The sequence below is a fragment of the Acinetobacter sp. AR_0276 genome (assembly GCF_003000705.1).
GTDB lineage: Bacteria > Pseudomonadota > Gammaproteobacteria > Pseudomonadales > Moraxellaceae > Acinetobacter > Acinetobacter nosocomialis.
On record NZ_PSQO01000004.1, the window covers coordinates 3,543,541 to 3,569,251 of the forward strand.

At 35.0% G+C, this 25,711-nt stretch carries 24 protein-coding genes, 1 tRNA gene and 2 pseudogenes; 9 read left to right on the forward strand and 18 right to left on the reverse strand.

The features are described from left to right. Positions 1-114: 114 nt before the first annotated feature. Positions 115-585 carry an Lrp/AsnC family transcriptional regulator gene (locus tag CSB87_RS17905; RefSeq protein ID WP_004887554.1) on the forward strand — a complete coding sequence of 157 codons (471 nt, stop codon included), beginning with the start codon at positions 115-117 and terminating at the stop codon, positions 583-585. Between the two features lie 42 nt (positions 586-627). Here CSB87_RS17905 and CSB87_RS17910 read toward each other — a convergent pair whose 3' ends face one another. The 3 genes from CSB87_RS17910 to CSB87_RS17920 form a co-directional block, all read right to left on the reverse strand. After that, entirely contained in the window at positions 628-1,377 is a 750-nt protein-coding gene (locus tag CSB87_RS17910; protein WP_002050219.1) for a YebC/PmpR family DNA-binding transcriptional regulator, read from the reverse strand. A gap of 162 nt (positions 1,378-1,539) precedes the next feature. After that, positions 1,540-2,085, reverse strand: coding sequence for a 1-acyl-sn-glycerol-3-phosphate acyltransferase (locus CSB87_RS17915; RefSeq protein WP_004887551.1), 546 nt, complete (start codon positions 2,083-2,085; stop codon positions 1,540-1,542). 208 nt (positions 2,086-2,293) lie between these two features. Further along, complete coding sequence (locus CSB87_RS17920; protein WP_004709201.1) at positions 2,294-2,854, reverse strand: TetR/AcrR family transcriptional regulator; 561 nt, start codon at positions 2,852-2,854, stop codon at positions 2,294-2,296. A 276-nt stretch (positions 2,855-3,130) separates the two neighbouring features. Between CSB87_RS17920 and CSB87_RS17925 the strand changes: the two genes are divergently transcribed. Beyond that, positions 3,131-3,994, forward strand: coding sequence for a hypothetical protein (locus CSB87_RS17925; protein WP_004887549.1), 864 nt, complete (start codon positions 3,131-3,133; stop codon positions 3,992-3,994). Positions 3,995-4,181: 187 nt separating this feature from the next. On the opposite strand, the gene CSB87_RS17930 is transcribed toward CSB87_RS17925, so the two are convergent. Then, positions 4,182-4,258: transfer RNA gene (locus CSB87_RS17930), tRNA-Ile, on the reverse strand. A gap of 160 nt (positions 4,259-4,418) precedes the next feature. Between CSB87_RS17930 and CSB87_RS17935 the strand changes: the two genes are divergently transcribed. Then, positions 4,419-5,651 carry an integrase family protein gene (locus tag CSB87_RS17935; protein WP_004887547.1) on the forward strand — a complete coding sequence of 411 codons (1,233 nt, stop codon included), beginning with the start codon at positions 4,419-4,421 and terminating at the stop codon, positions 5,649-5,651. Positions 5,652-6,241: 590 nt separating this feature from the next. Here the strand turns inward: CSB87_RS17935 and CSB87_RS17940 are convergent. Beyond that, positions 6,242-7,141 (reverse strand): LysR family transcriptional regulator, encoded by a 900-nt coding sequence (locus CSB87_RS17940; RefSeq protein WP_004709197.1) that lies wholly within the window; start codon positions 7,139-7,141, stop codon positions 6,242-6,244. A gap of 89 nt (positions 7,142-7,230) precedes the next feature. On the opposite strand from CSB87_RS17940, the gene CSB87_RS17945 reads away from it, so the two are divergent. Continuing rightward, positions 7,231-7,668 (forward strand): PACE efflux transporter, encoded by a 438-nt coding sequence (locus CSB87_RS17945; RefSeq protein ID WP_004887544.1) that lies wholly within the window; start codon positions 7,231-7,233, stop codon positions 7,666-7,668. 56 nt (positions 7,669-7,724) lie between these two features. Here the strand turns inward: CSB87_RS17945 and CSB87_RS17950 are convergent, their stop codons facing one another. The 5 genes and pseudogenes from CSB87_RS17950 to CSB87_RS17970 all read right to left on the reverse strand — a co-directional run. Then, positions 7,725-9,140 (reverse strand): purine-cytosine permease family protein, encoded by a 1,416-nt coding sequence (locus CSB87_RS17950; RefSeq protein ID WP_004887543.1) that lies wholly within the window; start codon positions 9,138-9,140, stop codon positions 7,725-7,727. A gap of 250 nt (positions 9,141-9,390) precedes the next feature. Then, a complete protein-coding gene (locus CSB87_RS17955) occupies positions 9,391-9,855 on the reverse strand; it encodes a hypothetical protein (RefSeq protein ID WP_004887541.1) in 465 nt (154 codons plus the stop codon). 114 nt (positions 9,856-9,969) lie between these two features. After that, positions 9,970-10,320 (reverse strand): annotated as a pseudogene (locus CSB87_RS17960) (EamA family transporter); the annotation flags it as partial. A 65-nt stretch (positions 10,321-10,385) separates the two neighbouring features. Beyond that, positions 10,386-11,530 (reverse strand): IS3 family transposase gene (locus tag CSB87_RS17965; protein ID WP_085944219.1). Its coding sequence is split into 2 segments (ribosomal slippage): positions 10,386-11,266 and positions 11,266-11,530, totalling 1,146 coding nucleotides; the frame shifts between segments, so codons are not numbered across the junction. 76 nt (positions 11,531-11,606) lie between these two features. Beyond that, a pseudogene (locus CSB87_RS17970) lies at positions 11,607-12,188 on the reverse strand (DMT family transporter); the annotation flags it as partial. Between the two features lie 94 nt (positions 12,189-12,282). On the opposite strand from CSB87_RS17970, the gene CSB87_RS17975 reads away from it, so the two are divergent. Together CSB87_RS17975 and CSB87_RS17980 are read left to right on the forward strand one after the other, a co-directional pair. Continuing rightward, positions 12,283-13,134 (forward strand): LysR family transcriptional regulator, encoded by an 852-nt coding sequence (locus tag CSB87_RS17975; protein WP_002050142.1) that lies wholly within the window; start codon positions 12,283-12,285, stop codon positions 13,132-13,134. Between the two features lie 122 nt (positions 13,135-13,256). Beyond that, positions 13,257-14,416 (forward strand): IS3 family transposase gene (locus CSB87_RS17980; RefSeq protein ID WP_085945698.1). Its coding sequence is split into 2 segments (ribosomal slippage): positions 13,257-13,491 and positions 13,491-14,416, totalling 1,161 coding nucleotides; the frame shifts between segments, so codons are not numbered across the junction. A gap of 15 nt (positions 14,417-14,431) precedes the next feature. On the opposite strand, the gene CSB87_RS17985 is transcribed toward CSB87_RS17980, so the two are convergent. From CSB87_RS17985 to CSB87_RS18010, 5 genes are all read right to left on the reverse strand, one after another. After that, the gene (locus CSB87_RS17985) at positions 14,432-14,611 is read right to left on the reverse strand and encodes a hypothetical protein (protein WP_002049890.1); all 180 of its coding nucleotides are present in this window, start codon (positions 14,609-14,611) and stop codon (positions 14,432-14,434) included. 606 nt (positions 14,612-15,217) lie between these two features. Next, a complete protein-coding gene (locus tag CSB87_RS17995; RefSeq protein ID WP_004887537.1) occupies positions 15,218-16,237 on the reverse strand; it encodes a fimbrial protein in 1,020 nt (339 codons plus the stop codon). Further along, positions 16,234-18,771, reverse strand: a complete 2,538-nt coding sequence (locus tag CSB87_RS18000) for a fimbria/pilus outer membrane usher protein (RefSeq protein WP_020992220.1) — start codon at positions 18,769-18,771, stop codon at positions 16,234-16,236. The genes CSB87_RS17995 and CSB87_RS18000 overlap by 4 nt, the downstream gene beginning before the upstream one ends. A 55-nt stretch (positions 18,772-18,826) precedes the next feature. Beyond that, positions 18,827-19,567: a molecular chaperone gene (locus CSB87_RS18005; protein WP_106105125.1), complete on the reverse strand. Its 741-nt coding sequence runs from the start codon at positions 19,565-19,567 to the stop codon at positions 18,827-18,829. A 70-nt stretch (positions 19,568-19,637) separates the two neighbouring features. Then, positions 19,638-20,174 carry a fimbrial protein gene (locus tag CSB87_RS18010; RefSeq protein WP_006580773.1) on the reverse strand — a complete coding sequence of 179 codons (537 nt, stop codon included), beginning with the start codon at positions 20,172-20,174 and terminating at the stop codon, positions 19,638-19,640. A 434-nt stretch (positions 20,175-20,608) separates the two neighbouring features. Here CSB87_RS18010 and CSB87_RS18015 point away from each other — a divergent pair, with 434 nt between their 5' ends. Next, entirely contained in the window at positions 20,609-20,959 is a 351-nt protein-coding gene (locus CSB87_RS18015) for a hypothetical protein (RefSeq protein WP_002049957.1), read from the forward strand. Between the two features lie 66 nt (positions 20,960-21,025). Then, the gene (locus tag CSB87_RS18020; RefSeq protein WP_002050123.1) at positions 21,026-21,238 is read left to right on the forward strand and encodes a hypothetical protein; all 213 of its coding nucleotides are present in this window, start codon (positions 21,026-21,028) and stop codon (positions 21,236-21,238) included. A 45-nt stretch (positions 21,239-21,283) separates the two neighbouring features. Here the strand turns inward: CSB87_RS18020 and bioB are convergent, their stop codons facing one another. Then, complete coding sequence (bioB, locus tag CSB87_RS18025; protein WP_002049782.1) at positions 21,284-22,273, reverse strand: biotin synthase BioB; 990 nt, start codon at positions 22,271-22,273, stop codon at positions 21,284-21,286. A gap of 87 nt (positions 22,274-22,360) precedes the next feature. Next, positions 22,361-23,461, reverse strand: a complete 1,101-nt coding sequence (gene queG, locus CSB87_RS18030) for a tRNA epoxyqueuosine(34) reductase QueG (RefSeq protein WP_004887528.1) — start codon at positions 23,459-23,461, stop codon at positions 22,361-22,363. A 29-nt stretch (positions 23,462-23,490) separates the two neighbouring features. Here queG and CSB87_RS18035 point away from each other — a divergent pair, with 29 nt between their 5' ends. Further along, positions 23,491-24,954, forward strand: a complete 1,464-nt coding sequence (locus tag CSB87_RS18035) for a bifunctional ADP-dependent NAD(P)H-hydrate dehydratase/NAD(P)H-hydrate epimerase (RefSeq protein WP_004887526.1) — start codon at positions 23,491-23,493, stop codon at positions 24,952-24,954. Between the two features lie 4 nt (positions 24,955-24,958). Here the strand turns inward: CSB87_RS18035 and ruvC are convergent, their stop codons facing one another. Beyond that, positions 24,959-25,504 carry a crossover junction endodeoxyribonuclease RuvC gene (gene ruvC, locus CSB87_RS18040; protein WP_002050094.1) on the reverse strand — a complete coding sequence of 182 codons (546 nt, stop codon included), beginning with the start codon at positions 25,502-25,504 and terminating at the stop codon, positions 24,959-24,961. Positions 25,505-25,711 lie beyond the last annotated feature (207 nt).

The following is a 25,711-nucleotide window of genomic DNA, read 5'->3' on the forward strand; positions in this document are numbered from 1 at the left end:
ATTCAAGATATTAAAGTAAAGCTTATTCCTATTTTTAATCTGGTTTGATTTTTAAAGTGGGCTTGGCTTTAGGATATACTGTTAAGTTATATAAAATGCTATTTGGAGAAAAGGATGGAGCTTGACCGTTTTGATAAACAAATTCTGGAAATTTTGTCTCATGAAGACCTGAATTTGAATGAGCTTTCAGAACGGATTAATCTTTCAGTTAGCTCTGTCCATCGCCGTATTAAGCATTTGATTGAAGCTAATATCATGGGGCAGCTTAAAAGAGAAATTAACTTTAGCAAACTAGGGTTTACTTTGCATATTTTGCTACAAGTCTCTTTAAGTAAACATGATAGTGAAACCTTCGATAAATTTCTTTCTGAAATTGAAGCTATTCCTGAAGTTACAAATGCATTTTTAGTTACGGGTCAAAGTGCTGACTTCATTCTTGAATTAGTGGCGCGCAATATGGATGACTATAGCGAAATTTTATTAAGACGCATTGGTAAAATTGACAATGTAGTCGCTCTACATTCGAGCTTTGTCATCAAAAAGTACAATGTATTTAACTGTTATAACTTATTAAATAAACTATAGAAAAACGCACCAATTGGTGCGTTTTTAATTTCAATGTTTGGTTTAAGCATCTAATTGAGCTAAAACTTCTTCCGAGAATTCAACGTTTGTATAAACGTTTTGTACATCATCAAGATCTTCAAACATATCAATCATTTTAAGAATTTGTTTTGCTTGGTCAATATCTGTAATTTCAGCTTTTGTTGATGGACTCATCACAACTTCTGCATTATCAGATTTTAAACCTGCGGCAGCAAGAGCATCTTGAACTTCACCAAAAGTCTCTGGTGAAGTAATTACTAAAATTTCATCTTCTGAAACTTCAATATCTTCTGCACCTGCTTCTAAAGCTACTTCCATGATTTTGTCTTCTAAAGAAACATCTTCAAAAGTAATTTCACCACGTTTAGTAAATAGATAAGATACAGAACCCGCAGTTCCTAAGTTACCATTTGTTTTACTGAAACAGTGACGTACATCTGGAACTGTACGGTTGAGGTTATCTGTCATTGTTTCAATAAGGACAGCAACACCACCAACGCCATAACCTTCGTAAGTTACTTCTTTTAAATCATCATTATCTTCACCACCCACACCACGTTGGATTGCACGGTTAATGGTGTCACGTGTCATGTTGACTGAAAGTGCTTTTTCGACAACAGCACGAAGGCGAGGGTTGCTAGCAGCATCTCCACCACCAAGTCTGGCAGCAGTCACAATTTCACGAATATATTTAGTAAAAACTTTACCGCGACTTGCATCTTGTTTAGCTTTACGATGCTTAATATTGGCCCATTTAGAATGACCCGCCATGGAAGTGAACTCCAAAAATTAAAAAATGCAAAAGTGACAGAATATTATCATAGGCATGGTTTTCTTGAAAACTGTTGTCCTATGTTTTGTTAACCAATTAGCAACGCTTAGAAGGCCTAAATTTAAGTAAAAAATTAGTCTTAAAAGCGCTTACAGAACAAATTAGTTAATCTTCACATCAATATCATATTGCGCATAAAGTTCTTTAATTGTTTCAAGATCTTTTTGCAAATCTGAAGGGTAAATTTTACCTAAAATGCCACCTTTCTTTGTTCTTGCATTTGCATACATCAGTACAATTGGAACATTCGCAGCTTTTGCAATATGCCAGAAACCTGTACGAATAGGTTTGCGCTCAGATCCATCTTTTGCACGAGTTGCTTCAGGGGCAATGACTAGATTGAAGGTATCATTACTTTGAAATTTTTCGACCATTTGAGAAACAATATCTTTACTTGCTTTACGGTCTACCGGAATACCGCCTAGATTTTCAAGTATGGGCTTCATTGGGCCTTTAAAAAGCTCTTTTTTAATTAGCGTATGAATTTTTAAATCTAAGATTTGAAACAGAGCGATTGATAAGATCGCATCAAGGTTAGAAGTGTGCTCGAACCCAATAATTACTTGTTTTTTTTCAAGAATTGTAGGATCTACATCATAGGTCCAACCAACTGCTTTGAAGATAGAATTGCCTAAAAACTTTTTCATAGAGACGTGGGAGACAATAAGGTTGCGGAATTCTAATATGAGTTGGTCTAAAAGGGTAGAAAATTATCAACATGTTAAACTTTATTTATTTTAATTTTTAAATTGAAATATTTAATAAAATTTATATTTATTAATATTATATTTTAAATCCGTAATAGAAAAATATATAATAAATCAATTTAAAGTAATTTTTTATATATTAAAAATACTATGAATTCTCGGTTTTAATTAAATACTCGATATATCTCCATTTTTTTACAGGATCAATCAATTCTTTATCAATGGTTCCATCAATAATAATCCCATCAATAATCGAGATGATGATATGAGTAAGTGGAGTAGGGTCTTTAATATCTAACTCTACTAATAAACTATTGAGTAAATTGATAAGCCAATTTGTATATTCTTGAAATGGTTCACGAATTGAAGTGTATTGTTTAGATACTTCAATAAATGCCTTCTTAAACAAGCAACCGTTAAAGTTTTCGCTATTAATCCAGTCAATATACCAGTTAAAAATAAGATGTATTCTTTCAAGCGGCTCAGCATCTGGATGTAAATTTAATTTTTCATAAATTGAATTTTGTATATTAATATTTCGATGATGCAGACACTCCATAATTAAACTTTCTTTAGAGGGAAAGTATTTATAAAAAGTCATCTTCGCGACGTTTGATTCAGCAATAATTTTATCTACGCCTGTAGCGTTATAACCAATTTGGTTAAAAAGATCCAAAGCAGTATTTATAATATCTTCTTTTTTTGACATTACTATTCCATTTAGTTAAAACTAATATTACTTTACATAGATTTTAAATTTTTAATCAATTTGATCATAATCAAAAACATAATTTGATTCAAGTTAATATTATAAAAATAATAGACATTATTTTTAACTTTTTTTAAATATTCTATTTGATTTCGTATGATTTTAATTCTAATATGGATTTTTGATAAAAGGAGTTTTATTTTTGGTATAACTCTTTGTTTTTAAAATAAAATATGGAAAAACAAAAAACTTTAATAAGTTTAACGAGAGTGGATTATGCCTAAAAAATTTGAGAACTTTAATAATCCTAGGAAAAAGGCACTCGCAGGGATGAAACAAAGCATTTCAGCTGAACTTTGGGATAAAAATCTTAACTTTTTAACTCAATTAAGAGCGAAGATTGCGCAGCATCCTGTATCTCATCATCCTGCAATTGAAACTTTAAATAACGGAGAAATTAATAAAGAAAATTTAAAGCGTATTCATTTAGAGTATCGTCATGCAATCGTACAAACATTTACAGATGCTTTATTAATGGCTCAGTATCAAACTAAGCAGTTAGAGCCGAGATTGCATGCCGGTGCAAAGATGTTCCCGCGTTTTCTTTTAAGCCTGAATATATTTGATGAGTTTGGATTCCGTCCTGGAGCCGATCGAGATGGTTACTATCAGGGAAACCCTGAATATGCCCATTATCCATTATTCGAAGATGTGCTTAATGATTTTGGCGTAACAGAGGAAGAACGCCGAAGTTATAAACCGACCAGCATTGCACATCAAGTGAGAGAGTTTTTAGAAAACTCTTATAACGACTATAAAGCTGTTTCAGCTTTATTGGCAGTAGCTGAAGAAGAAGTCATTTTATATAGTCCACCTTTACGTAGAGCAACAAGTGCTGTTGGTATAGAGGTTGAGGGTGGTGGATATTACCATGTTCATGGCGTCTCTGAAGACAAAACTGCTGAGGCAGCAGATGATGACCATGAAGAAGACCTTTGGTTTATTTTGATGCAAGCTTGTACAGAAGAAGACTATATTCGTTTAGAAAACTTATGTCTCGAATACTGTGATTTATGGAAAAAGTTTTGGGATGTTCAAATGGAAAACTCGAAATCAATGCCTCAACAAAATTTAGCCTAAAAATAGATCAAATAATTAAGTTAATAATTAATAATAATCAAAATATTAAAAGGAACGTTTAAAAATATGGAAATAGGAAAAGATTTTTTTAAGTTTAATCGAACAATTTTTGAATAATGTAGTGATATTCGACTGTATGTCTAAAATTAAAGAACCCCAAAAACTTATAGTTTTTGGGGTTTGTATTTGGTGGGCCCACACAGACTTGAACTGTGGACCAACGGATTATGAGTCCGCTGCTCTAACCAACTGAGCTATAGGCCCTATAAATAAGAAAAGCTTTTAATCTCAAGGCTTTTCAGTGCCTGCAATACTAATCAATTTTTTTATTAAACACAAGTATTTTTCAAAAGTAGGTGTGCAGTAGACCTGAAAAATATTTTGCTATATTGTTAATTATCACAAGCGCTAGGGATTCTAGCTTATGAGCACTTCACGAGTAAAGCTAACTAAGTCATTTATCGATCAACTTAAACTCATTCCAGCAATTTATAGAGACAGTGAGATTATTGGTTTTGCTATTCGTGTAAATAATTCATATAAAACCTATATTGTAGAAAAGAAAGTAAAAGGTAGATCGATACGTTGTAAATTAGGAGATTACGAAAAAATTACTCTTGAAGAAGCTCGTATACTTGCACAGCAGAAGTTAAAAGATTTAACTGAAAACAATTATTTAATTAGCAAAAATAATAAAATATTAAAAAATAATTTAGATAAGAAAATTAACCAGCCTAGTCTCGATGAAGCTTTTCAAGCATATATCAATCAACACAAACTAAAAGACAGAACACTAGTTGATTATAGAGATGTCATAGAAAAATACTTAATGGATTGGAGGGAGCTTAAACTTACTGATATTACTGAACAGATGGTTGAAGATAAGTATATTCAATTATCTAAAATTAGTTATGCCAAAGCGAACTTATCTATGCGAGTACTTCGAGCTATTTATCGTTTTTCGGTTAAGTATTATCAAGACAGAAGTAAAGAACTCATCATATCTGCGATGAACCCAGTTAATTTTTTAAATTCAAAACAACGTTGGCGAGCAGTTTCAAGTCGAAGTAACTATATTCATAGAGAAAATTTAGAAAAATGGGTACACGCAATTATTGAATATGAAGGTCGGGGCCAAGAAAATGAAACAAATAAGGACTTTTTATTAACACTTGTTTTAACAGGACTTTTTAGAAATGAGTGTGAAAGCTTACGTTGGGAAGATCTAGACTTAGATGAAGGAAGTCTTTCCTTTATAAATACTTATAATAATGAGCGCTATAAACTTTATATGGGTGATTTCCTTTGGCATCTAATGAAAAATCGTAAAATGAAAATTAATGAAGAATGGGTGTTTCCATCTGTGAAGTCTAAAACTGGCCATATTGTTAATATTTCAAAATTCCGAAAAAAAATAGAAGGGCAGTGTAATATCTCTTTTACTTTTCAAGATTTACGGAGAACATTTAAATTTTTTGAAGATAACTTAAGTGATAAACCACTATTTATTAGAAAGGCAGATGACAAAGAGAAAATATTAGAATCTAACAATGTGGTTCACTTTCAAGATATGCGTAATAGAATGAATAGAATAGAACAAGTTATTCTGGGTTCATATAGAGATAAATTTATTAAATCTATTACTATCAATCTATAAAAATTTTGAAGTTCGCAAATTAAAAAATAAGACTACGACCGGTTCTAAAATCAGTATAACTTTACAGTAAGTTTTATCAGTAAAACACAGAATGAATATTCTTTCACACTTCCTACAACTATTTGTAATTGATGAATTTTATACTTGACTAAAACACTTGGAATTTATACAGTAGTGGAGTATTTTTGATAATTATTATTATTGCTTAGTCCTGAAATACAGTAAGAAGCCTATTCACCATGAATAGGCTTTTTGCTTTGTTTTAATTGATAACTCAAGTCTAAATCTCTTAAAAAATTAATCTAATAGAATCAAATAAATAGTTTTTTTGGTTTTTTTTAATAAATTGAAAAAGATTGACACGTAAATTTTCATTATGAACAAAATTGATTTAAATAGTAGTCAAAGTGAAACACACCTAAATGCTAAGTTTAATTTTCACTAAACGAGGCATAGGAGTGTCATCATGTTAAAAGCAATGTTTTTCTTCAGCGCAGGTGCAATGTTTGGCTATTGTTATAAGCATAAGAATGATAAAGCTGAAGCTGATAAATCTAAATAAGCACTAAAAACCGCCTATAGGGCGGTTTTTAATAAGCAGCATGAGATAAATTTGCTCGAATCATTTGAACAAGTTCTCTTGCTGCTTTTGATAATGGTTTATCTTGGAGCCAGATGAGATAGATAGATAGAGGTAAATGATTTTTTGTATTTTTAAAATCTAGTTGAACTAAATGTCCTTGTTCAATTTTTTCTTTTACCAAAGATAAAGGAAAATTTCCCCATCCTAAACCAGCCTCAACCATATTAATCGCGGTCTGTAAACTATTGGTTTTCCAGTACATTGCTCCAACAATTGAACGTGAATCCTGTATGTTTAATTCACTACTTGCAACTACAATTTGTCGAACATTAATTAATTCTTCAATAGAGATTAACTTATCATTTTGTTTTAAAAGTGGGTGATGAACAGAAATTGTAGCAACTAGAGTTTCATTCATCACTAATTGTAAGCTTTCACGCATTTTTATATTGAGATCAGAACCTGCCAGACAAAGGTTAATATTTTCTGTATAGAGCAAATTTAGAATATCGTCTTGGGGGGCTGTAATAATCTCTACATTAAGTAAGGGAAATTTATCAGCCAGTTTTTTTATCGCTTTAAAAAGTAAATTGGTATTTGCATCTGAAACAACACCAATTTTTAATTTACTTTCAAGTCCTAGCGAAAGCTCATAGGCATGGGTACTTAATAACCTAAGCTGCTCAGCAATAATACGTGCTTGGGGCTCTAATGCTAAAGCCGCTGAAGTAGGAATGACTTTACGGTGAGTACGTTCAAACAAAAGGTAACCAAGTTCTGCCTCAATATTGGCAACAGCCATGCTCACGGCGGAGGGTACTCGATTTAACTTACGTGCCGCTGCCGAGAAAGATCCAGTATCAAGTACACTTAAGAAAAGCTCTATATTTTCGCTATTAAAATTCATTTTGATATCAGTGAAACTGAAAGCTGTTAACTTTATATGTGATTTTAACTGAAACTAAAATAAAAAGAAGTAAGAAAAGATGATTGGTTATGCAAGGTTTAAAGCGTCGTATTGTTTATGTGTCCTCATATGAAATTATTGGAATGGTGATTTCATCAGTAGGTTTAGCTCTTTTGGCCGGAGATAGTGTAGAGCACACGGGACCGCTCTCAGTCATGATTACGACAATTGCGGTAACATGGAATTTTATTTACAACATTCTTTACGAAAAATGGGAAGCACGACAAGAGAATAAGTCACGCACTGTTAAACGTAGAATCGCGCATGCGATCGGTTTTCAAATCACTTTAGTAATGTTCTTAATTCCGCTTATTGCATGGTGGATGGATATTTCTCTTGTTGCTGCATTTTGGTTAGATGTTGCATTTATTATTATCATTCCAATTTATACATTCATATTTAATTGGATATTCGATAAGTTATTTGGATTGCCTGCCTCTGCACAACCAACTACTGCTCAACAGTAGAAAAATATTAATGAGATATCAAAGCGTTATTTAGACTTTGATATCTCGTCTTCACATTATTTTACTCGTTCAAGTTCAAGAGCTTTTGAAATTTTTATTTGAGCTCTTTTGGCAAGTACATAATATAAAACTGCAGTGGATAACAATCCCACTAACCAGGATAAATCGACTCCACCCAACATTTCGGCAATTTGTCCTTTATAGAATTTACTATCAATAAAGGGCAACTGAAGTAAGATACCAATACAATAACAAGCGATTCCAATCGTGTTCCAGCGGCCATATTTACCATTTGGGTCATATAAGGCATCTACATCGCATTCTTCTTTAGAAATAAAATAGTAATCAACTAAATTAATTGCACTCCAAGGAATGAAAAATGTCAGAAGAAATAAAATAAAAGATTTGAATGCGCTTAAAAAAGTATGTTCACCTACAACTGCAATAAATGTTGAGATAATTACCATTGCAAGAACAATTGTAAGTCGCGTTAATTTTGAAATTTGAGCACTTGGTTTAAAGCTGTTCCAAATGGTCGCAATACACATAAAACTGCCATAAGCATTGAGTGTAGATAAAGTGACCTTTCCAAATGCAATACTAAAATATAAAAAAGTAATCACAAGAGCGATTGGATTCATGCCTACAACGTACTGAACTTCATTGCCAACAAAACCACCATTCGAGACTTGAGCAATGAATACACCAAGCATCATTGAAATTTGAGAACCTACTAAAGACCCAAGGCCAACTGCCCAAAACACCCGATTTGAAGAGGTCTTTGTAGGTAAATAACGAGAATAATCTGCTACATAAGGTCCGAATGAAATTTGCCAAGAAGCAGAAAGAGAAACTGCCAATAAAAAAGATGGCCAGCTAAAATGGCGTACAGCAAGCAATTCTGAAATATTCGAGAGAGCTAAAATTTGAGTAAGGATAATAATAAAAGCTATTAAACCTATGACACTTGCGACTTTTCCTACCCAGTGAATTAAGCGATAGCCAATAGTTGCAAATAAAATAATAAAACAAGCATAGATTAAAATACCTGTTGTATTACTGACTTGTGCAAGGTGTGCAATTGCTTTACCAGCGAGTACTTCACCAGTTGCGGTAAAGCCAATATACATCAGGCAAACCAGAATAATGGGAATACATGCACCATACACTCCAAATTGAACCCGACTGGAAATCATTTGGGGAAGGCCAAGTTTGGGTCCCTGAGCTGCATGCAAGGCCATGACAGCAGCACCAAAGCATTGTCCAATAAATAAGCCAATGATTGACCAAAATACATCACCACCTAATACGACAGCTAATGCACCCGTGACAATAGCTGTAATCTGTAAATTGGCACCAAACCAAAGTGTAAATTGGGCGAATATACTGCCATGCCTTTCATTTTCAGGAATAAAGTCAATACTTCGGTTTTCAACAAACCCACTTTTCGATGTTCCAGTTGATGAGTCCATAACACTCTCCTTATCCTTTAAGAGCTTTTCTTTTATTAGAATCCATTTTGTACAAACAAATATAAACATGTATATACAAGCTATTTCAAAAAGAAGCAATGGTTTCGGTAAATCATTGCTTTAATTTTTTGTACTCATAAATTTAGATGTGGTGAGAACAGTAGACTGGTGAGGTGAGTGTTTTTATAAAGATGAGAAAGTGAGCGGTAAATAAAATCTATAAAAAAAGCCCTCTAATGAGGGCAGATAATTAGACTTCAGCATCAAGAATGGCTTGAAAAAATACGGGTAACTCCGAAAATTTAACTAATTGGGTTTTATCATCGTGCTTATAGTAGTACTGATAATGCGGTGTTTGAAATGCACTATCTAGATATTGCGTCGCATCGGAAAATTGAGCTTTGGCAACTGGTTTATCTTTCTTAAATTTAACGATAATTGGGTTCACAGAGTTTAATTTAACGGGCACACCATTTTCAAATTTGGCTGTTTCAATTAATAAAGAAATTTTAAAATCACCAAATATGACACAAAATTGACCTCCTTTTTCTGTTTTAATTTCTCGATCGTGAAATAGTTCTTTAAATAAGTCTTTTAATGCTTCTCGGTGCTTGTCTAAAGCTAACTGAAAATCATGATCTTTCTGTTCTAATTTCTCTTGCTCTTCTTTGAGCAATTGGGCCTGTTTTTCGATTGTTGTAAAATCCAAATTCATCTTAATTTCTCCTTGTTGTGTTTTTAAAACTATATATGGCAGCCATTTGTTAAGTTTTAAAGAAACATACATTGTTTGTTACAACGCAATAATTAAGATGAATTTGTGTGATCACTATTTAGTACAAGGCTTGGTTATAAGTGCAGGACGGCGTTTAATTTGAATAAAGCCGCTACTACTTAGCACGCCTAGCATAACTAAAGCAGTACCTATAATTTGCCAGATATTAAGTGTTTGACCAGCTAACATTGCAACTAACATACTAAAAACTGGAACAAAGTTAAAAAAGATTGATGCTCTACCTGCGCCTAGTTTTTGAATGCCGTTAAACCAAAATAAATAAGCAATCATAGTAGAGCAAATAATGACGTATCCCATAGCTAAGTGTGCAGTAATAGGCGCCATAACAACTGCTTTAAATGGGTGCTCGAAAATTAGACTTAGTATGATTAGAGTCAAAGCACCGAACAGAGGTGGTCCCACATGTTTGAACAACTAAAAGCTTATTTATAAGTGATACTCTGCTCTAGTTAAGCTACCTTATTTTGTTGTGGTAGCTGGTCATAGTAAAACTCATCTGGAGTCATTTTGTCCAGACTCGAATGAGGTCGTTTCAAATTATAAAATTCAAAATATGCGTTTAATTGCTTCTTCGCATCCAAAACATTGCTGTAGGCTTTGAGATACACCTCTTCATATTTAACGCTCCGCCATAATCGTTCAACCATCACATTATCAACCCATCGACCTTTACCATCCATGCTGATTTGGATGTCATTTGATTTCAATACATCAATAAATGCATCACTGGTAAACTGACTGCCTTGGTCTGTATTAAATATTTCAGGTCGACCATATTTTTCAATAGCTTCATTTAATGTTTCTATGCAAAATGTAACCTCCATACTAATCGATACTCTATGCGCAAGTACCTTGCGGCTATGCCAATCAATCACAGCACATAAATAAACAAAGCCTTTTGCCATAGGGATATACGTTATATCCGTAGACCACACTTGATTACTGCGCTGAATAGCCAATCCTTTGAGCAGATATGGATATTTGCGGTGAGCTTGATTAGCCTGGCTTAAATTTGGTTTGCAATATAACGCATTAATGCCCATTTTCTTCATTAAAGTACGTGTATGACGTCGTCCTATATGATGTCCTTGACGATTCAACAAATCACGCATCATACGGCTACCTGCAAAAGGGTATTGCATATGTAACTCATCCATACACCGCATCAGCTTCAGATCTGATGCACTCACAGGTTTTGGGCGATAGTAATAACAACCACGGGAGACTTTCAGCAGCTGAGCTTGCTTAGATACTGAAATCTGAAGTGAGTCATCGATTAACTTTTGTGGTTGAAGCGGCCCAGTTTCTTCAACACACCTTCTAAAAAATCAATTTCTAATGCCTGCTCACCGATTTTTGCATGTAGTTTTTTTAGATCGATGGGTGGTTCTGTTGGAGCTTTTGATTGATCGAAAGCTTGCGAGGAAGCTGAAATCAGTTGATTTTTCCAGTCGATAATTTGGTTTTGATGAACATCAAATTCAGCACTCAATTCAGCAAGTGTTTTTTCTGCTTTAATCGCAGCAAGTGCTACCTTAGCTTTAAAATCATTTGAATGATTTCTTCTTGGTCTACGTGCCATAAAATACTCCATATATTGATGTTTATAACATCATTTGGGGAGCAAAATATCACTTATAAGTGTTGTTCAAATTTCCTGATCCACCTCTGAACAGCATAGAGAACGTTGTAGTTTCTAGAGGCGTAGCATTTTTTACATACCGGCGTGATAACACATTGGCTAAACAAAAACTGATACCACCAAGTAAGATATAAAAGTCACCAATTGCTATTTTTAAATGAAGTAACGTGGAAATATGCCCATGGCTAATAACGAAAAGCACACCACTTAAACCAAATACAACTCCGATAAATTTAGGAAGTGTTAATTTTTCTCCATCAAGTAAAATTGCTAGCAGTAGAGTGATCAATGGTGTGGTTGCCATGATTAAGGCACCATTGACTGCTGATGTTGTTTGCAAGCCATAGAAACAACCTATATTAAAACCAGCAATCCCTATAATTCCAATAATAAGATAGATAAATAAATTCTGCTGAAAAGTAGCCCAACGTAATTTTCCCATGGCCGCAAAAATAATAAATAGAGCAAGGCTTGCAAGCGTAAAACGCTCAGCTGCTGCCGAAAGAGGAGGCATCGATTGGATAATATAAGACATCGCATTAAATGCTGAGCCCCAAAAAAGCATCGTTATTACAACACCTGTGTAGGCATAAACCACCGTTTTATTCATGATAGGGCTCCGAAAAAGAATGTCTCTATTCTGAGTAATCACTTAAAGGTGTACAATTCCATATTAATTCATCTCTAATGTGAAAATTTGCACAATGATAGATTGGGAAAATTTACATTATTTTTCAGTTTTTTCTGAAGAAAAATCACTTTCAGCTGCGGCAAGAAAGTTAAGGGTTGACCATGCCACTGTTGCAAGAAGAATTGCTCAGTTAGAACAGAGCTTAAAATTAAAATTAGTTGATCGTAGACCCCGCACTTACGTTTTAACATCTGAAGGCGAGCAGCTTGCCCAAGTAGTGGCACGTATGATGGAAGAGACATTTTCAATTGAGCGACTTGCTCTGGCTGGACAGCAGGAGGTTACGGGGACTGTTTCTATTAGTATGCCTCCGTTAACTGCTGCTCATCTAATCATGCCTCATCTCGGAAAGTTTTATCGTCATTATCCACAATTAAAACTGCGTGTACTTGGAGATGTTCATTATGTATCTTTGCAGCATAGAGAGGCTGACATTGCCGTAAGATTTGGGCGACCTAAAGATGAATATTTAGTTGCTCGTAAAGTCGGAGAAATCCCTTTTGGAATATATGCTACTCCAAGTTATTTGGCTTCAACGAATCAAGAAAATTATGAGTGGATTAGTGTGGAGGTCGGTGGTGTACATGGACAGAAACAACAAAAATTAAAAGAAAAATTGAATAATAAAGACCCGCTCATGGTTACTAATCATCCTGAGTTGCAATGGAGAGCTGCATGCGGCGGAGTAGGTTTAGCCGTTCTACCTGACTTTTTAGGCCAACAAGGCAATTTGATAAAATTACCAGATAATGACCCGATGAGCGCTGAAATTTGGTTGGTCATCCATGAAGATCTAAGGAGTAGTCCTGTGGTAAGAGTAGTGATGGATTTTCTTTTGAATTGTTTTGAACCATTTAGAGTTTAATTTTAAATTTTGTTTAACTCTGTTTTTCCTTATGTACCTATTAAATTAAATGATCCTAGCCAAAATAATGGACAGTACTTCCCTCTAAAGATAACGTAACGTTAACTTTGGAGATCCAAGAAATGGCCAAACGTTTTAGTGCTGAATTTAAACAGCAAGCAATTGATTATGCACTTTCAAACTCACACGAGCCTATAGCTGCAATCGCCCAGAAATTAGGTGTGGGTTATTCAACTTTAGACAAATGGATTCGTGAAACCAATCCAGTGGGTTCAAGCAAACGTCAACTTTCACCAGAACAACAGCGGATCTTGGAATTAGAGAAAGAAGTCAAACAGCTCAAGGAAGCCAATGACATCTTAAAAAAAGCGCATGTGTACTTTCTAACAGATCATGCCAAGAAAAGTACACGGTAATTCAAGATCTAGATATGAATGAAGTCACGGTATCTTCTGCCTGTAAATACCTAGGTGTCAGCACTTCAGGCTATTATGCCTGGCGAAAACGTCAGGCCAATACGGTAGAGAAATATAATGATTTAAAAGCCGTATATTGGCAGCATCATGCACGATTGGGTGCACCTTCATTGGTACATGACATGCATGATTTAGGTTACAGCATGAGTGAACGCACTGTTGGAAGAATGCTGAAAAATCTGGGTTTACGCAGCAGGATTGCGCGTAAATACAAGCATACGACTGATTCAAACCATCGTTTGCCTACAGCACCCAATCTGTTAGAGCGTCAATTTACAGTCATTCAGCCTAACAAGGTTTGGACAACGGATATTACCTATATCCGTACCAAGCAAGGTTGGCTGTATTTATGTGTGATGCTGGATCTATTTAGTCGTCGTATCGTGGGGTGGCAAACCAGCCATCGAATAGACCGCCAGTTGGTGTGTGATACGTTTAACTATGCAATGGCTCGTCAGGGTTATCCAACTGGTGTTATGGTTCATTCGGACCAAGGTTCACAGTACTGTAGTCGTGATTTTAGAGCGCTGTTACTGACAAATGATTGTACTCAGAGTATGTCTAGACGTGGAAACTGTTGGGATAATGCAGTGACTGAAAGCTTCTTTCATACATTGAAAGGTCATGTGGTCCATGGCAGTGTGTTTGCCACTCGAAAAGAAGCGAATGCTGTCTTGTTTGACTATATTGAGATTTATTACAATCGGGTCAGAAGACATTCTGCAAATGGCTGGTTAAGCCCTGAAGCCTTTGAGAAGAAATATTTTAAGAATTTAGAGGGATTTGTTGTCCACGATACTGTCTAGGATCAAAAGAAATTTTTATTCATCCGGGAAAATCCCTGCATCTTCACGCGCTTGCTTTAGGGCTAGAAAAAAACACAATAGAAAAAGTATCCCAATAAAAAATAAGAAAAAGTCTAAATGACTAATACCTAAACCAACTCCGAAAGCCCCTAAACTTAATAATAAAATACAAAAGATTTTCCAAAAAATAAGCATGCTGTTTTGTAATAAAAACTGGGATTTAGGCTGTAATTGAAGAATATTTCCCGATTTGTTTATGTTTTTTTTCTTATAGGTTATGTAAAGCTTTATAGTTCAGAGAATTACATAATTTGAAGTTAGGGCTTTAACTCAAACATTCTACCTAAACCACTTTTTAATTTTACTGCACATTAATCTCTATAAAATTCATATTTTCTTAATTAATCGAATGATAATTCTTTAGAAAGTCTGTAGAATAGGGATTCTAAATTTTATTTTTAATTAATTTTTGTTTAAAATTAACTGGTTAAATAGTTTTATCAAACTTTTGTTAAAAAAAAGACTTGATATTTAAGCTAAATTTTGAAATTATAGTCATGCAAATTGTGATCTATTTCCCACAATTTGTATTTCAGGTTAAGTGGTTATCACTAATGCTCATTGGCTTTATTCGCTTATGAGCATTTTTTTAATTTATTTGTTAGTAAAATTTAAAAAATAATTTATATCAAAAAATGATTCTTTTAGTATTAGTTAAAAATTAGTCAAAATAACTTTATTCTTCAACGTATCTAACTACCTCTTCTTAAGATTCAGTAGTCAGAAAGAATGAAATTGCCTCTAATCATATTGAATCGTGACGGTGGCATTAGCTTTGACTTCTCCCGCCGTTACATTGGCAGCAGTTTGGTAGTAACGTGCAGTTAATGGCACATCATATTGAACTGTTTGGTTGGAGCCTATAGTACCAATACCTAGTTTATTTCCTTTTTGAATCGTACTATTTGCACCATTCATATTCCATAGAAGTTCTACACCAACACCGTTCGCTTTAGTTGATTCAGCAGCACTATTACTAATAACCTGACTGTTTGCAGCATCGGAATTGTAGTCAAAGCTTAAACTCAATGTGTTACTTGTAGGTATACCGGAGTTATTCTCGCCACCATTACAAAGAATGGATAGGTTAAAGTTTTTCTCACCTTGAGTTGTTCCGATAGCTCGAAAGCCTGATTTTGTCACAGTCGGAAGTTCAACAACCGTATCTACACCATTTTGAATTTCACAAGATGATGATGCAATGAGAATAGGTGAACTACCTAATACTGTAGTTGTTAAGAAGGGGCGATTTTGTTGACCTGTTACATAGTAAGTACTATAACGGCCAGCCACTAATGCACCAGAACCAGTAGTGGTAGCAGTTTTAATCACTTCCAAAACAATATAGCCTGGCGAAAGTGTATATGCTGTATGAGGTGTCAATGTAAGCTTATAAGGGTAATAAACAGAAGAGTTTGAAGAGTCAGTTGCCTCACGGTAAATTCGAATACCTATACCCGGTATATTTGTGGCGTAAACATTATTGCCTATTGGACTAATTGGATAATTTAGAGGTAGAGCCGCTATAATTTGGTCACCAGGGCGGTTACACGTTGCAGTAGAATTATTGGGTGAAATGGTAAAAGTATTCTTTTGTAAAACTGTGCCTACAGGATCATTTGGACGAACCACAATGGTGCCAATCGTTATTGGAATATCAACTGTAGTAAAACCTTTACTTAAAGTACAGTTTGCATTTGCTTGGTTGTAAATAAAGAAATTAGTGATTAATAAACCACTTTGAATAAGTATTTTTTTCATTTGCAGATTGCCTCTGTCATAATAATTGATTGTTTTTCCTGTGAGATTTTTGATTGAATGTCATATTCAAGTTGACATTCTTCGGTATTACTTTCTCCCCACTTCACATAAAGATGATCATGAGACAGGGGCGTACGTAAATAAATACGACTACCTTGGGCTACCATTCCAACTACTTCGTTATTCTGGTTAAACACTTGTGCAGCAAATGGTAGGTGACCACCATTAGGAGTTTGAGTACTAATAAAAAGTGCATAGCCCGTTTTTGTGGAGAAATTGACTCTGGTTATTGATCCTGCATAAGGTGCAATACGGTGACTTGTTTCTGAAAGTTCAACATTTGATGGCATCCCTTGAGGGTCAAGGCTAATGTCATTTAAGCGATAGGGCGTAACATAAGGGATTACAGCATAACCATGTTTATTAATGTTTAGTCCAGATGTATTGCCGACTCGGGCACCTGTGGCTTCGGGGGCATAGACCAATACCATGGTTTGCACTTGATCTGGTCCAAATAAAAGCCCTTGAGAATGAGCAACCACACTTCCATTTAAATTGATCATTTCCTGCTGATATGCATCGGATTGGCTAAATGACGCACCTATAGTTGTGTAATTACTACGGTAGGTACCATTAATATTTACACTGCTTTGTCCTTGATCTAGGTATGAAACGGACGTGCCATAATCAAAGCGGTTTCCGATATAACCACTCATCCCTACAGTTTTGCTATCTTCAGAAATAGAGCTATTAAAATTAATTGTGTTTTTCTTAAATTTGAGTGGAAAAGACAAAGACAATAAATACTGCGTTTCGTGACTAGTCTGTTGATCTTCGAGATCAAGCTCATGAGTAATTGCAGAAATGCTGTAAGTCAAATCTTTAAATTGATTACTATAACCAAATTGAAATTGTTGATTGCGATTAGGCTGATTCCAGTAATTAATCCATGAACCCACTAAATAAAAATTGCCCCATTGATTTGGAAGACTTTGATTTAATGTGATCTGAAATTCACTTTTTTGTTTTCCTACAGAAAAACTATCAATATTTCGTTGTTGTAAATCTTGAATTAAAATTGAATCTCTTAATTTCAAATAATTTTCGGTCGAGTATCTGTAGGTTGCTAAAGTTAAATTTGTATTCGTTGGCGTAAATAGTCGATTATAACTTAAACGGTAACTTTGCCCTTTTAGTGTTGGTTTTTGATCAAAATTAGCTTTCGATTGAGTTGCATCAACTGCAATTGCACCAATTGGAGTTGCAAATGCGCTACCTATCAGAAAAGACTGGTAGTGTTCGGTTGCCTGAAACCCAGTATAACTTGTTAAATAGTTATTAATGCCTCGTTGATATTTACCTTGTACTAGCCATGGATTTAAATTGATATTAGCATCTCTAAATTGTCCTAGAGTAAAAGAATAACGACTCATCTTTGGGCGAAGCATCTCTACTACAGAAGCATAGGGAATAGAGAACTTTTGAATCTCTCCATTCGTCTCGTATATAGAAACTTGTAGTTCACCACCAAAACCTGTCGGATAAAGATCATTAATTTCAAAACTTCCAGGAGTAACAGTAGTTTGATAAATTAAATTTCCCTGTTGGCGCACTTCAACTTTTGCATTAGTCTTTGCATAACCCCGAATTTGTGGCGCATATCCAAGCATGCTGTTAGGCAGCATGCGATCATCACTTGCTACGTTAATTCCGCGATAAGGTAAGGCATCAAAAAAATTACTATTGGTAAAGTAATCACCTAAAGTAACGACACTATTAAACTTAGGAAATGCTTTTTGGGCATATGTATTGTTTGATGTATAGAAAGAAGTCTTTTTTGGAATTTCGTTATGATCTTGCCATTTCCACTGCCCACTATGGCGTAATTGCCAGTCATAGAGATTTATCCCGACGTTTGTACCCATAAAAGCATGATTTGTTTCATGGTCATTACTTACAATACGATATGCAGAAGCATTGTATGCAAAAAAAGCAGCGTTTATACCCCGATCCCATAAACGTGGGTCGACGTATCCTTGAGCATTTTTTTGCAAAGCAACCTGAGGGATCGAAATATCAAGTCTCAGACGCGAGGTATCAAATTGATAAAAAGCATCATTAACCCATTTTTCTAGATCATTACAGGTAGGTAAATTATTGGCTTCCCGATGAATAATTTCTGTTTTAACGCCATATTCTAAAAGCATATCTGCTGTAAAACAGGTTTTTGCATTTTCATTCGAATTTGTAGTTTTAAAAAGAAACTTTCGTTTACCTAGCCATTGGCCATTAATATATACATCCAGACTATATTCACCAGGTAAAATAGGGTTGCCGTATTTAAATCGACCAATGTCAATTTTCTGTGCATTTCCTACTAAAAAGTTAGTATCAAAGTCAGCTTTTAGTATATTTTGCCCACTCATATTGTCTGATGCATATACAGTTAATGGCACATTAATCGCTATACTTAATACTAGATAATAACTAGTGCGCTTTTTAAAGCATGTACTGGGTATGAACCATTCTGACATAGTCTTTGTGCCTATTCATAAATAGGTGTTTAAATTTCAAAAAAGGTAAATAAGCTTAGAACTTTATTGTTTGTTCAATTCGCCCGCCGTAATCATTTATATAAACAAAGCTCATATTCGTTATATTGCTATTTTTAAGTTTTATCTGGTCTTCTGAAAAAGGAGAAAGCATTAAACCTTGTTTTAATAAATCTATTTTTTGATGATTTACTTCTTGAAAAATTGAGCTCATTGTAATGTAGAAGGGAGTAGGGTTCTTAATAAGCAATATTTCCCCATTTTTCACCCAATGAATTTTTTCACTAAATGTATCAATATTTTCTTTTAAATTTGCTGGCCGATAAAAAAATTTAATTTGTGATCGAATCGCTAATTGAAGAAAATTATTAGGTAGTGGTTCATTATTTACTTGTTTTTTCCCTTCTGGTTTTGGTGGAATATCTAATACGTTAAGCCAGAAAATACTTTCTTTATTTTGATTTAATTGAGAAGCACTTGGTAGTGCAGTAATTCGTAAGGTTTGGCCTTTAGTGGGTTCGACTCTGGAAATAGGAGGTGTAATAATAAAGGGTACATTCGACTCATCGGGAGTCGATTTTGAATTTCCATCATCAATCCAAGCTTGAACAAGTGAGGGTGTTGTACCATTGTTGCTTAGTTGTAAGCTAACTTCTCGAGCATCCGATGGATATATTACGCGTGTACCATGCAGTATTATTTCAGCATGTCCTATACTAGCAAGTACTGCTTGAAGGCAAGCCATTCCCCAAAAAAATTTACGACCACGAAAAAGCATGAGTCATATTCTCAATAATAAATAATAGATGAAATAGAGCTTCTATTTAATAATAGAAGCTGGCTTTAAATTATTGATAAATAATCGTGTATTTTACTTGCGAAGTTACAGTACCCGCAGTAGATACACCAGTAGCATAATATTCAGCATAATAATTAAGATCCGCATTACCACCAGCAGAAACATTTACCCATTGAGAGTTATCTTGTGCACCGGAAACCCCTTTAGCAAGTACAGGAATTACTGCGTTATTGCTTCCTAATAGTTGAATATTGACATTAGCAGCTGCACCAGAAGTGGCTTGGTTTAATAAACGTCCAGTATTAAAATCAACCGTTGCTCCTGGTTCAAAATAAGTCGCAACTTTTCCAGCAGAAGCGCAATTTGTTAGATTAATTTGAAAAGGTGTACGACCAGCAACATCTCCTACATTTTTTAAAGATTGAGATGATACTGTTGGTAAATTCACTGTAAGGTTTTTATCACCTGTTTCAATCGTACAAGTATTATCAGTTACTAGACCATTAATAGTAATCGTACCATCAGCTGCTTGTACTGTTGTAATATTAAAAAGTGAAGCTACCGCTATAAAAATAAATTTTTTCATGAATTCCCCGAAATATCCTATAAATATAGATTAATTACTTTTCAGTGCTTTTATTCTGATCAAGTAACGCGGTGGAAATATAGCACCTTTAAATTAAAAAACAAGAATTACATTATATTTTTATGTATTTTGTTTGGTTATTTTTTAATGAATAATTGATTTGTAATTTAGATTTATACCACATGGTAAAATATATTAAATTTATTTTATTTAAAATAAATTGATAATAAGTTTAATTTAAGTTATTGAATTTAATTGAGTTAAGTTTTTCTTTATAAAATGTGTATATATTGTTTGATTAACTTTTTGTTTTTATTAATAAATTTATTTTGTGTATCTTATATAAACATAATTATTTTTTTAAGAATTTTTTAAGGTTTAATTCCTAGTGTTTTAGTTGTGATTCAATAAAAGATCTTCTGGAGTTTGTTTCCATGAACAGCATGAAATACAGTTATAAACCGAATTATTTTTTCTTTGCTCATAAATTAGTCTTATTCTTAAAGGACTATTTACTTAAACATCCTACAGAACAGAACACGACGTTTAACTTACAAACAATTTATGACGTCTTTAGTCATGACTTAGCATCTAGCACAACGAATTTGGAAGGTATTTTGAATATTGTTGATGAGTATGTTTTAGAAACTGAAGAAGGGCTTTTGCCATTGATTAGTAGACACTCGATTAATTTAAAGAGCCATGTACTTTCTTTAGAGTTTTCACCTAAAGCGTTAAATAGCTTATTGTCAGGTCACTCATTAGTGAACCCTAAAGCGGCCTAAGGAAATTTCTTTTAAGCTTTGAATATCTCAGATAAAATTTGCTTGTTTTTTTTATTTGAGTTATTCATGAGCAAAGACTACAAAGCTTTGACTTATATCGCAGATGAAAATATTTCAGATACCATTCTATGGCTTTTAAACCATCAAGATGTTTTTGAATCTTTTCAGTTTGATGTATTGAGCCAAGAATTATCGGTTACACATGCAGCAGGTAGGGATATTATTCGAGTTGGAACTTTCCTGAATGCTACTTATGGAATATTAGTAACTTCTGTATGAATAAAAAAGCCCTGAATGATCAGGGCTTTTTTATTCTTGATGCTGTTAAGCACTCATTGCATCTACTGATAAATCAGAAACAGTTGGCTTTGGCTTTTCAGCAGTTAAACCAAGTTTGTTAAATAATGCTTGGTCTTTACCTTCACCTGCATTTGGAGTGGTAAGCAATTTATCACCCGAAAACAGTGAGTTCGCACCTGCCATAAATGCTAAAGCTTGATCTGAATCACTTAAAGATTCACGACCAGCAGATAAACGAATATAACTATGCGGCATAACAATACGTGCTACCGCAATGGTGCGGATCCATTCAATAACATCTAGTTTTTCAACATCAGCTAGAGGTGTACCTTCAATTGGTACAAGCATGTTAATTGGCACAGATTCTGGGTGAATAGGTAAGGTTGCTAACTCGTGTAATAAACCGATTCGATCTTCACGGCTTTCACCCAAACCAACAATACCACCACTACATACTTTCATACCTGCTTGGCGTACATAATCCAGAGTATTCAAACGGTCATCAAAAGTACGTGTGCTAATAATGTGAGAATAGTATTCACGAGAAGTATCTAGGTTATGGTTGTAATAATCTAAACCAGCATCTTTTAGGCGTTCTGCTTGTGATTGGTTAAGCATACCTAATGTCATACAGGTTTCCATACCTAATGCTTTAACTTCACGTACCATTTCTAAAACATATGGCATATCGCGTTCATGTGGGTTACGCCAAGCAGCACCCATACAAAAACGAGATGAACCTGAATCTTTTGCAGCTTTTGCTTCGCTAATTACTTTTTCAACAGCAATACGTTTTTCTGCTTCTAATTTTGAATCGTAATGTGCAGATTGAGAGCAATATTTGCAATCTTCAGGACATTTACCCGTTTTAATCGATAAAAGGGTGCTGACCTGAATTGTATTGGCAGTGAAGTGCTCACGGTGTACTTGCTGAGCCTTAAAAACTAAATCCAAAAAAGGTTGTTCATATAGAGCTTGGATTTCTTCACGAGTCCAATCATTACGTAGAGTCATTGTCATATCCATGATGATGGCATTAATTCACTGTACATAATCATACAGAATTCGTATTAAAGCTATAGGGCAAAAAACATCATTTTTTTAATTTGAGAGCTGAAGTTGATTAAGTTGCTGTTCAATTGCCCAATCAATATGCACATTGACGATTTCGTCATGTAAATTTTTGCCTTTGTGTAGCTGATCTACAATTTCTTTTGAGTACGGTGCATTGCCTAAACCGATAGCAATATTGCGCTTAAATGACTGATAACCTGTGCGTCGTATTGGGCTACCTTCTGTATTGGCTAAAAAAGTAGCTTCATCCCACTGCCAGATATCAAGCAGACTAATATTATCTAAACCATGTCTAGGGTTAAAGTCAGTAATAGAAGCTGTCTTAGCAAAGCTATTCCACGGGCAAATTAATTGACAGTCATCACAACCAAATATTCGGTTACCAATACCTGCACGTAATTCTTCATCAATAATTCCCTTATATTCGATTGTTAAATAAGCAATACAGCGTCTAGCATCTAACATATAAGGTTCGACAATCGCTTGAGTTGGGCAAATATCAATACAAGCACTACAAGAACCACAGTGAGATGTTGCAGGTTTATCAAAAGGTAAGTCGAGTGATGTAAATAGTTCACCTAAGACAAAGAAAGAACCTGACTTTTTATGAATGAGCAAAGTATGTTTACCTGTCCAGCCCATTCCAGCACTTTCAGCTAATGATTTTTCAAATATCGGTGCGGAGTCTGCAAAAGGGCGAGATTCAAAATCTCCCACTTTTTCACGGATACGTGTAGCTAATGTTTTTAATCTGCCTCGCATCACCTTATGGTAATCACGACCACGAGCATAACGGGCGATAATCGCAGAGTTGGGTTCAAAAGGTACATATCTTGGCTTTGGTGATTCCACCAAATAATTCATACGCACGCAAATAATACTTTTTGTACCAGGAACTAATAGAGTCGGATCAGCCCGCTTTTCCAAATTTTCTTCTAGGTATGTCATATCTGCATGATAACCACGTTCAAGGTACTCTAAAAAACGTGGCATTTGCTCTTGAGCATCTGGTTTTGCAATGACACAATCAGCAAAACCCAAGTCTAATGCTTGAGCTTTGATCCATGCTTTTAATTCATGTGGATCAATTTGTTGCACTGCAATGCGTGATGTGTTGGAAGATGTCATAAAACCGAAAAATGCAAGAGGATAAGAATATGCAGGCAGTAGTTTACCATAGCCAAGATATCCAGGCATGGGAGCAACGTTGGTTTGCTGCGCAAAACTCATCATTAGGCTTAATGCAACAAGCAGCTTGGTCAATCACTCAACAACTCATTGTACTTTTTCAAAACCAAGATATTAAGAATATTGCTGTTTGGTGTGGACAAGGTAATAACGCTGGTGATGGCTACTTTATAGCAAGTTATCTCAAGGAAGCAGGGTTATATGTTGAAATATTTGCGGCCGAATTGGGCGAGTCAGCCGATTTACACCATGCTGCCCATTTTGCTAAGGCAAATCATGTCCAAATACATCAAGGTTTTGAGGTACACAGAACATTTGATTGTCATATTGATGCGTTATTTGGGATTGGTTTAAATCGAGAGTTAAATGATTATTGGCAACATTCTATTCAACAGTTTAACGAGCAAGCTGGGTTAAAAATTTCAATTGATATACCAAGTGGCTTACATGCAAATACAGGACGAGTCTTACCTTGTGCTGTAAGGGTTGATCATACATTTACTGTTTTAGGGCTTAAAGCTGGATTATTTACAGGCCAAGGTAAAGAGTATGCGGGGAAAATTCATTTAATTAATTTAATTCCAGTAGACCAAGACCTGAAACCTCTTGCTTACTTGACGCCAACACATATCAGACTTCCTAAACGTTTGGCTTTTGGTCATAAGGGAAGTTATGGACATGTTTTGGTGATAGGTGGTCATGAGCAAATGGGCGGGGCTGTCATTATGGCTGCTGAAGCTGCCTTTCATGCAGGAGCAGGCAAAGTTACGGTAGTTTGTCACCGAAACCATCATCAGGCTATTTTGTCGAGAGCTCCAAATATTATGCTTCGTGACATTAATAATTTCGATGAAAACAGTATTAAAGAGATTTTATCTCAGGTTGATGCAGTATGTTTTGGCATGGGCTTAGGGCGTGATGAATGGGCACAGCAAATCTATCAACAGTGGTTCGATTATTTAAATCATGACTCACATTTGGAGGTTGTATTAGATGCAGATGCACTATGGTTTCTTGCCAAACAACCTAAAAAATTGGGTGCACATATTTATGCAACTCCACATCCCGGAGAAGCCGCTACTTTATTGGATTGTTCTACAGCGAAAATTGAAAATGACCGAATTACTGCTATTTATGCGTTGCAACAAAAATATGCGGCTCAATGGGTGCTGAAAGGTGCTGGCAGCTTAATTTTAGAGAATAAGTTATATATTTGTACCCAAGGTAATGCTGGTATGGGAACGGGCGGCATGGGAGACATATTAGCGGGTATGATCACAAGCTTAAAAGCCCAGTTCCACAAAGGTATTGCATTACATGAGATTGTAACTCTTCATGCTCAGGCAGGGGACCAACTGGCAAAAAACGGAATACGTGGTTTACAAGCTTATGAAATGAATCAGGCAATTACTCGAGTAGTAAATAATCAATAAAGCTTTAACGTCTACGGCTACTCGAACGGCTGCGTCCACGTGCCATACCACCTAAAGCATTCAAGACAGAAAGTTTACTCATACTTCCTGAAGCATGGGCATGGCAAATCGCAGCAGCAAGAGCATCAGCTGCATCGGCTTGAGGTTTAATAGTTAGGTTGAGTAAACGCATGACCATCATTTGTACTTGCTCTTTATCGGCAGCACCATAACCCACTACGGATTGTTTTATTTGACGGGCTGTATATTCTGCAACTTGTAAATCTAAATTAACTAAGGCGGCTATTGCAGCTCCTCGGGCTTGCCCTAGTTTTAAAGCAGAGTCCGGATTTTGTGCCATAAAAACTTGTTCAACCGCAGCTTCAGTTGGGCCATGAAATTTCACAATTCGCTCAACGCCAGCGAAAATACGCTTTAAGCGCTCTGGCATTTCTTGAGTTTCTGTTCGGATTGTACCAGCATCGACAAAACGTAGTTTACTACCATCTTTTTCAATGATTCCGTAACCTGTTAAGCGTGAACCTGGGTCAATTCCAATAATCAATGCCATGTGTAGACTTACATAAATAGTTTAGAGAGTATTGTTGCATAGCCAAAAAGGTTCTGCATAAGTAATTTAACCAATGCTGATATAAATGGTTATTTTTCGATTTCTAACCCTACTGATGTATATTTTGTTAGGTACTTTTTGGACCTTAATCGTAATTGGTCTAAGATCACTTGATACAATTCTAGTTTAATGGAATGCTTATCTATA

What these genes read in the sequence shown, in the direction of transcription:
- CSB87_RS17905 (WP_004887554.1), top strand. Translation starts at nt 115, where the DNA reads ATGGAGCTTGACCGTTTTGATAAACAAATTCTGGAAATTTTGTCTCAT.
- CSB87_RS17910 (WP_002050219.1), bottom strand. Translation starts at nt 1,377, where the DNA reads ATGGCGGGTCATTCTAAATGGGCCAATATTAAGCATCGTAAAGCTAAA.
- CSB87_RS17915 (WP_004887551.1), bottom strand. Translation starts at nt 2,085, where the DNA reads ATGAAAAAGTTTTTAGGCAATTCTATCTTCAAAGCAGTTGGTTGGACC.
- CSB87_RS17920 (WP_004709201.1), bottom strand. Translation starts at nt 2,854, where the DNA reads ATGTCAAAAAAAGAAGATATTATAAATACTGCTTTGGATCTTTTTAAC.
- CSB87_RS17925 (WP_004887549.1), top strand. Translation starts at nt 3,131, where the DNA reads ATGCCTAAAAAATTTGAGAACTTTAATAATCCTAGGAAAAAGGCACTC.
- CSB87_RS17935 (WP_004887547.1), top strand. Translation starts at nt 4,419, where the DNA reads ATGAGCACTTCACGAGTAAAGCTAACTAAGTCATTTATCGATCAACTT.
- CSB87_RS17940 (WP_004709197.1), bottom strand. Translation starts at nt 7,141, where the DNA reads ATGAATTTTAATAGCGAAAATATAGAGCTTTTCTTAAGTGTACTTGAT.
- CSB87_RS17945 (WP_004887544.1), top strand. Translation starts at nt 7,231, where the DNA reads ATGCAAGGTTTAAAGCGTCGTATTGTTTATGTGTCCTCATATGAAATT.
- CSB87_RS17950 (WP_004887543.1), bottom strand. Translation starts at nt 9,140, where the DNA reads ATGGACTCATCAACTGGAACATCGAAAAGTGGGTTTGTTGAAAACCGA.
- CSB87_RS17955 (WP_004887541.1), bottom strand. Translation starts at nt 9,855, where the DNA reads ATGAATTTGGATTTTACAACAATCGAAAAACAGGCCCAATTGCTCAAA.
- CSB87_RS17975 (WP_002050142.1), top strand. Translation starts at nt 12,283, where the DNA reads ATGATAGATTGGGAAAATTTACATTATTTTTCAGTTTTTTCTGAAGAA.
- CSB87_RS17985 (WP_002049890.1), bottom strand. Translation starts at nt 14,611, where the DNA reads ATGCTTATTTTTTGGAAAATCTTTTGTATTTTATTATTAAGTTTAGGG.
- CSB87_RS17995 (WP_004887537.1), bottom strand. Translation starts at nt 16,237, where the DNA reads ATGAAAAAAATACTTATTCAAAGTGGTTTATTAATCACTAATTTCTTT.
- CSB87_RS18000 (WP_020992220.1), bottom strand. Translation starts at nt 18,771, where the DNA reads ATGTCAGAATGGTTCATACCCAGTACATGCTTTAAAAAGCGCACTAGT.
- CSB87_RS18005 (WP_106105125.1), bottom strand. Translation starts at nt 19,567, where the DNA reads ATGCTTTTTCGTGGTCGTAAATTTTTTTGGGGAATGGCTTGCCTTCAA.
- CSB87_RS18010 (WP_006580773.1), bottom strand. Translation starts at nt 20,174, where the DNA reads ATGAAAAAATTTATTTTTATAGCGGTAGCTTCACTTTTTAATATTACA.
- CSB87_RS18015 (WP_002049957.1), top strand. Translation starts at nt 20,609, where the DNA reads ATGAACAGCATGAAATACAGTTATAAACCGAATTATTTTTTCTTTGCT.
- CSB87_RS18020 (WP_002050123.1), top strand. Translation starts at nt 21,026, where the DNA reads ATGAGCAAAGACTACAAAGCTTTGACTTATATCGCAGATGAAAATATT.
- bioB (WP_002049782.1), bottom strand. Translation starts at nt 22,273, where the DNA reads ATGACTCTACGTAATGATTGGACTCGTGAAGAAATCCAAGCTCTATAT.
- queG (WP_004887528.1), bottom strand. Translation starts at nt 23,461, where the DNA reads ATGACATCTTCCAACACATCACGCATTGCAGTGCAACAAATTGATCCA.
- CSB87_RS18035 (WP_004887526.1), top strand. Translation starts at nt 23,491, where the DNA reads ATGCAGGCAGTAGTTTACCATAGCCAAGATATCCAGGCATGGGAGCAA.
- ruvC (WP_002050094.1), bottom strand. Translation starts at nt 25,504, where the DNA reads ATGGCATTGATTATTGGAATTGACCCAGGTTCACGCTTAACAGGTTAC.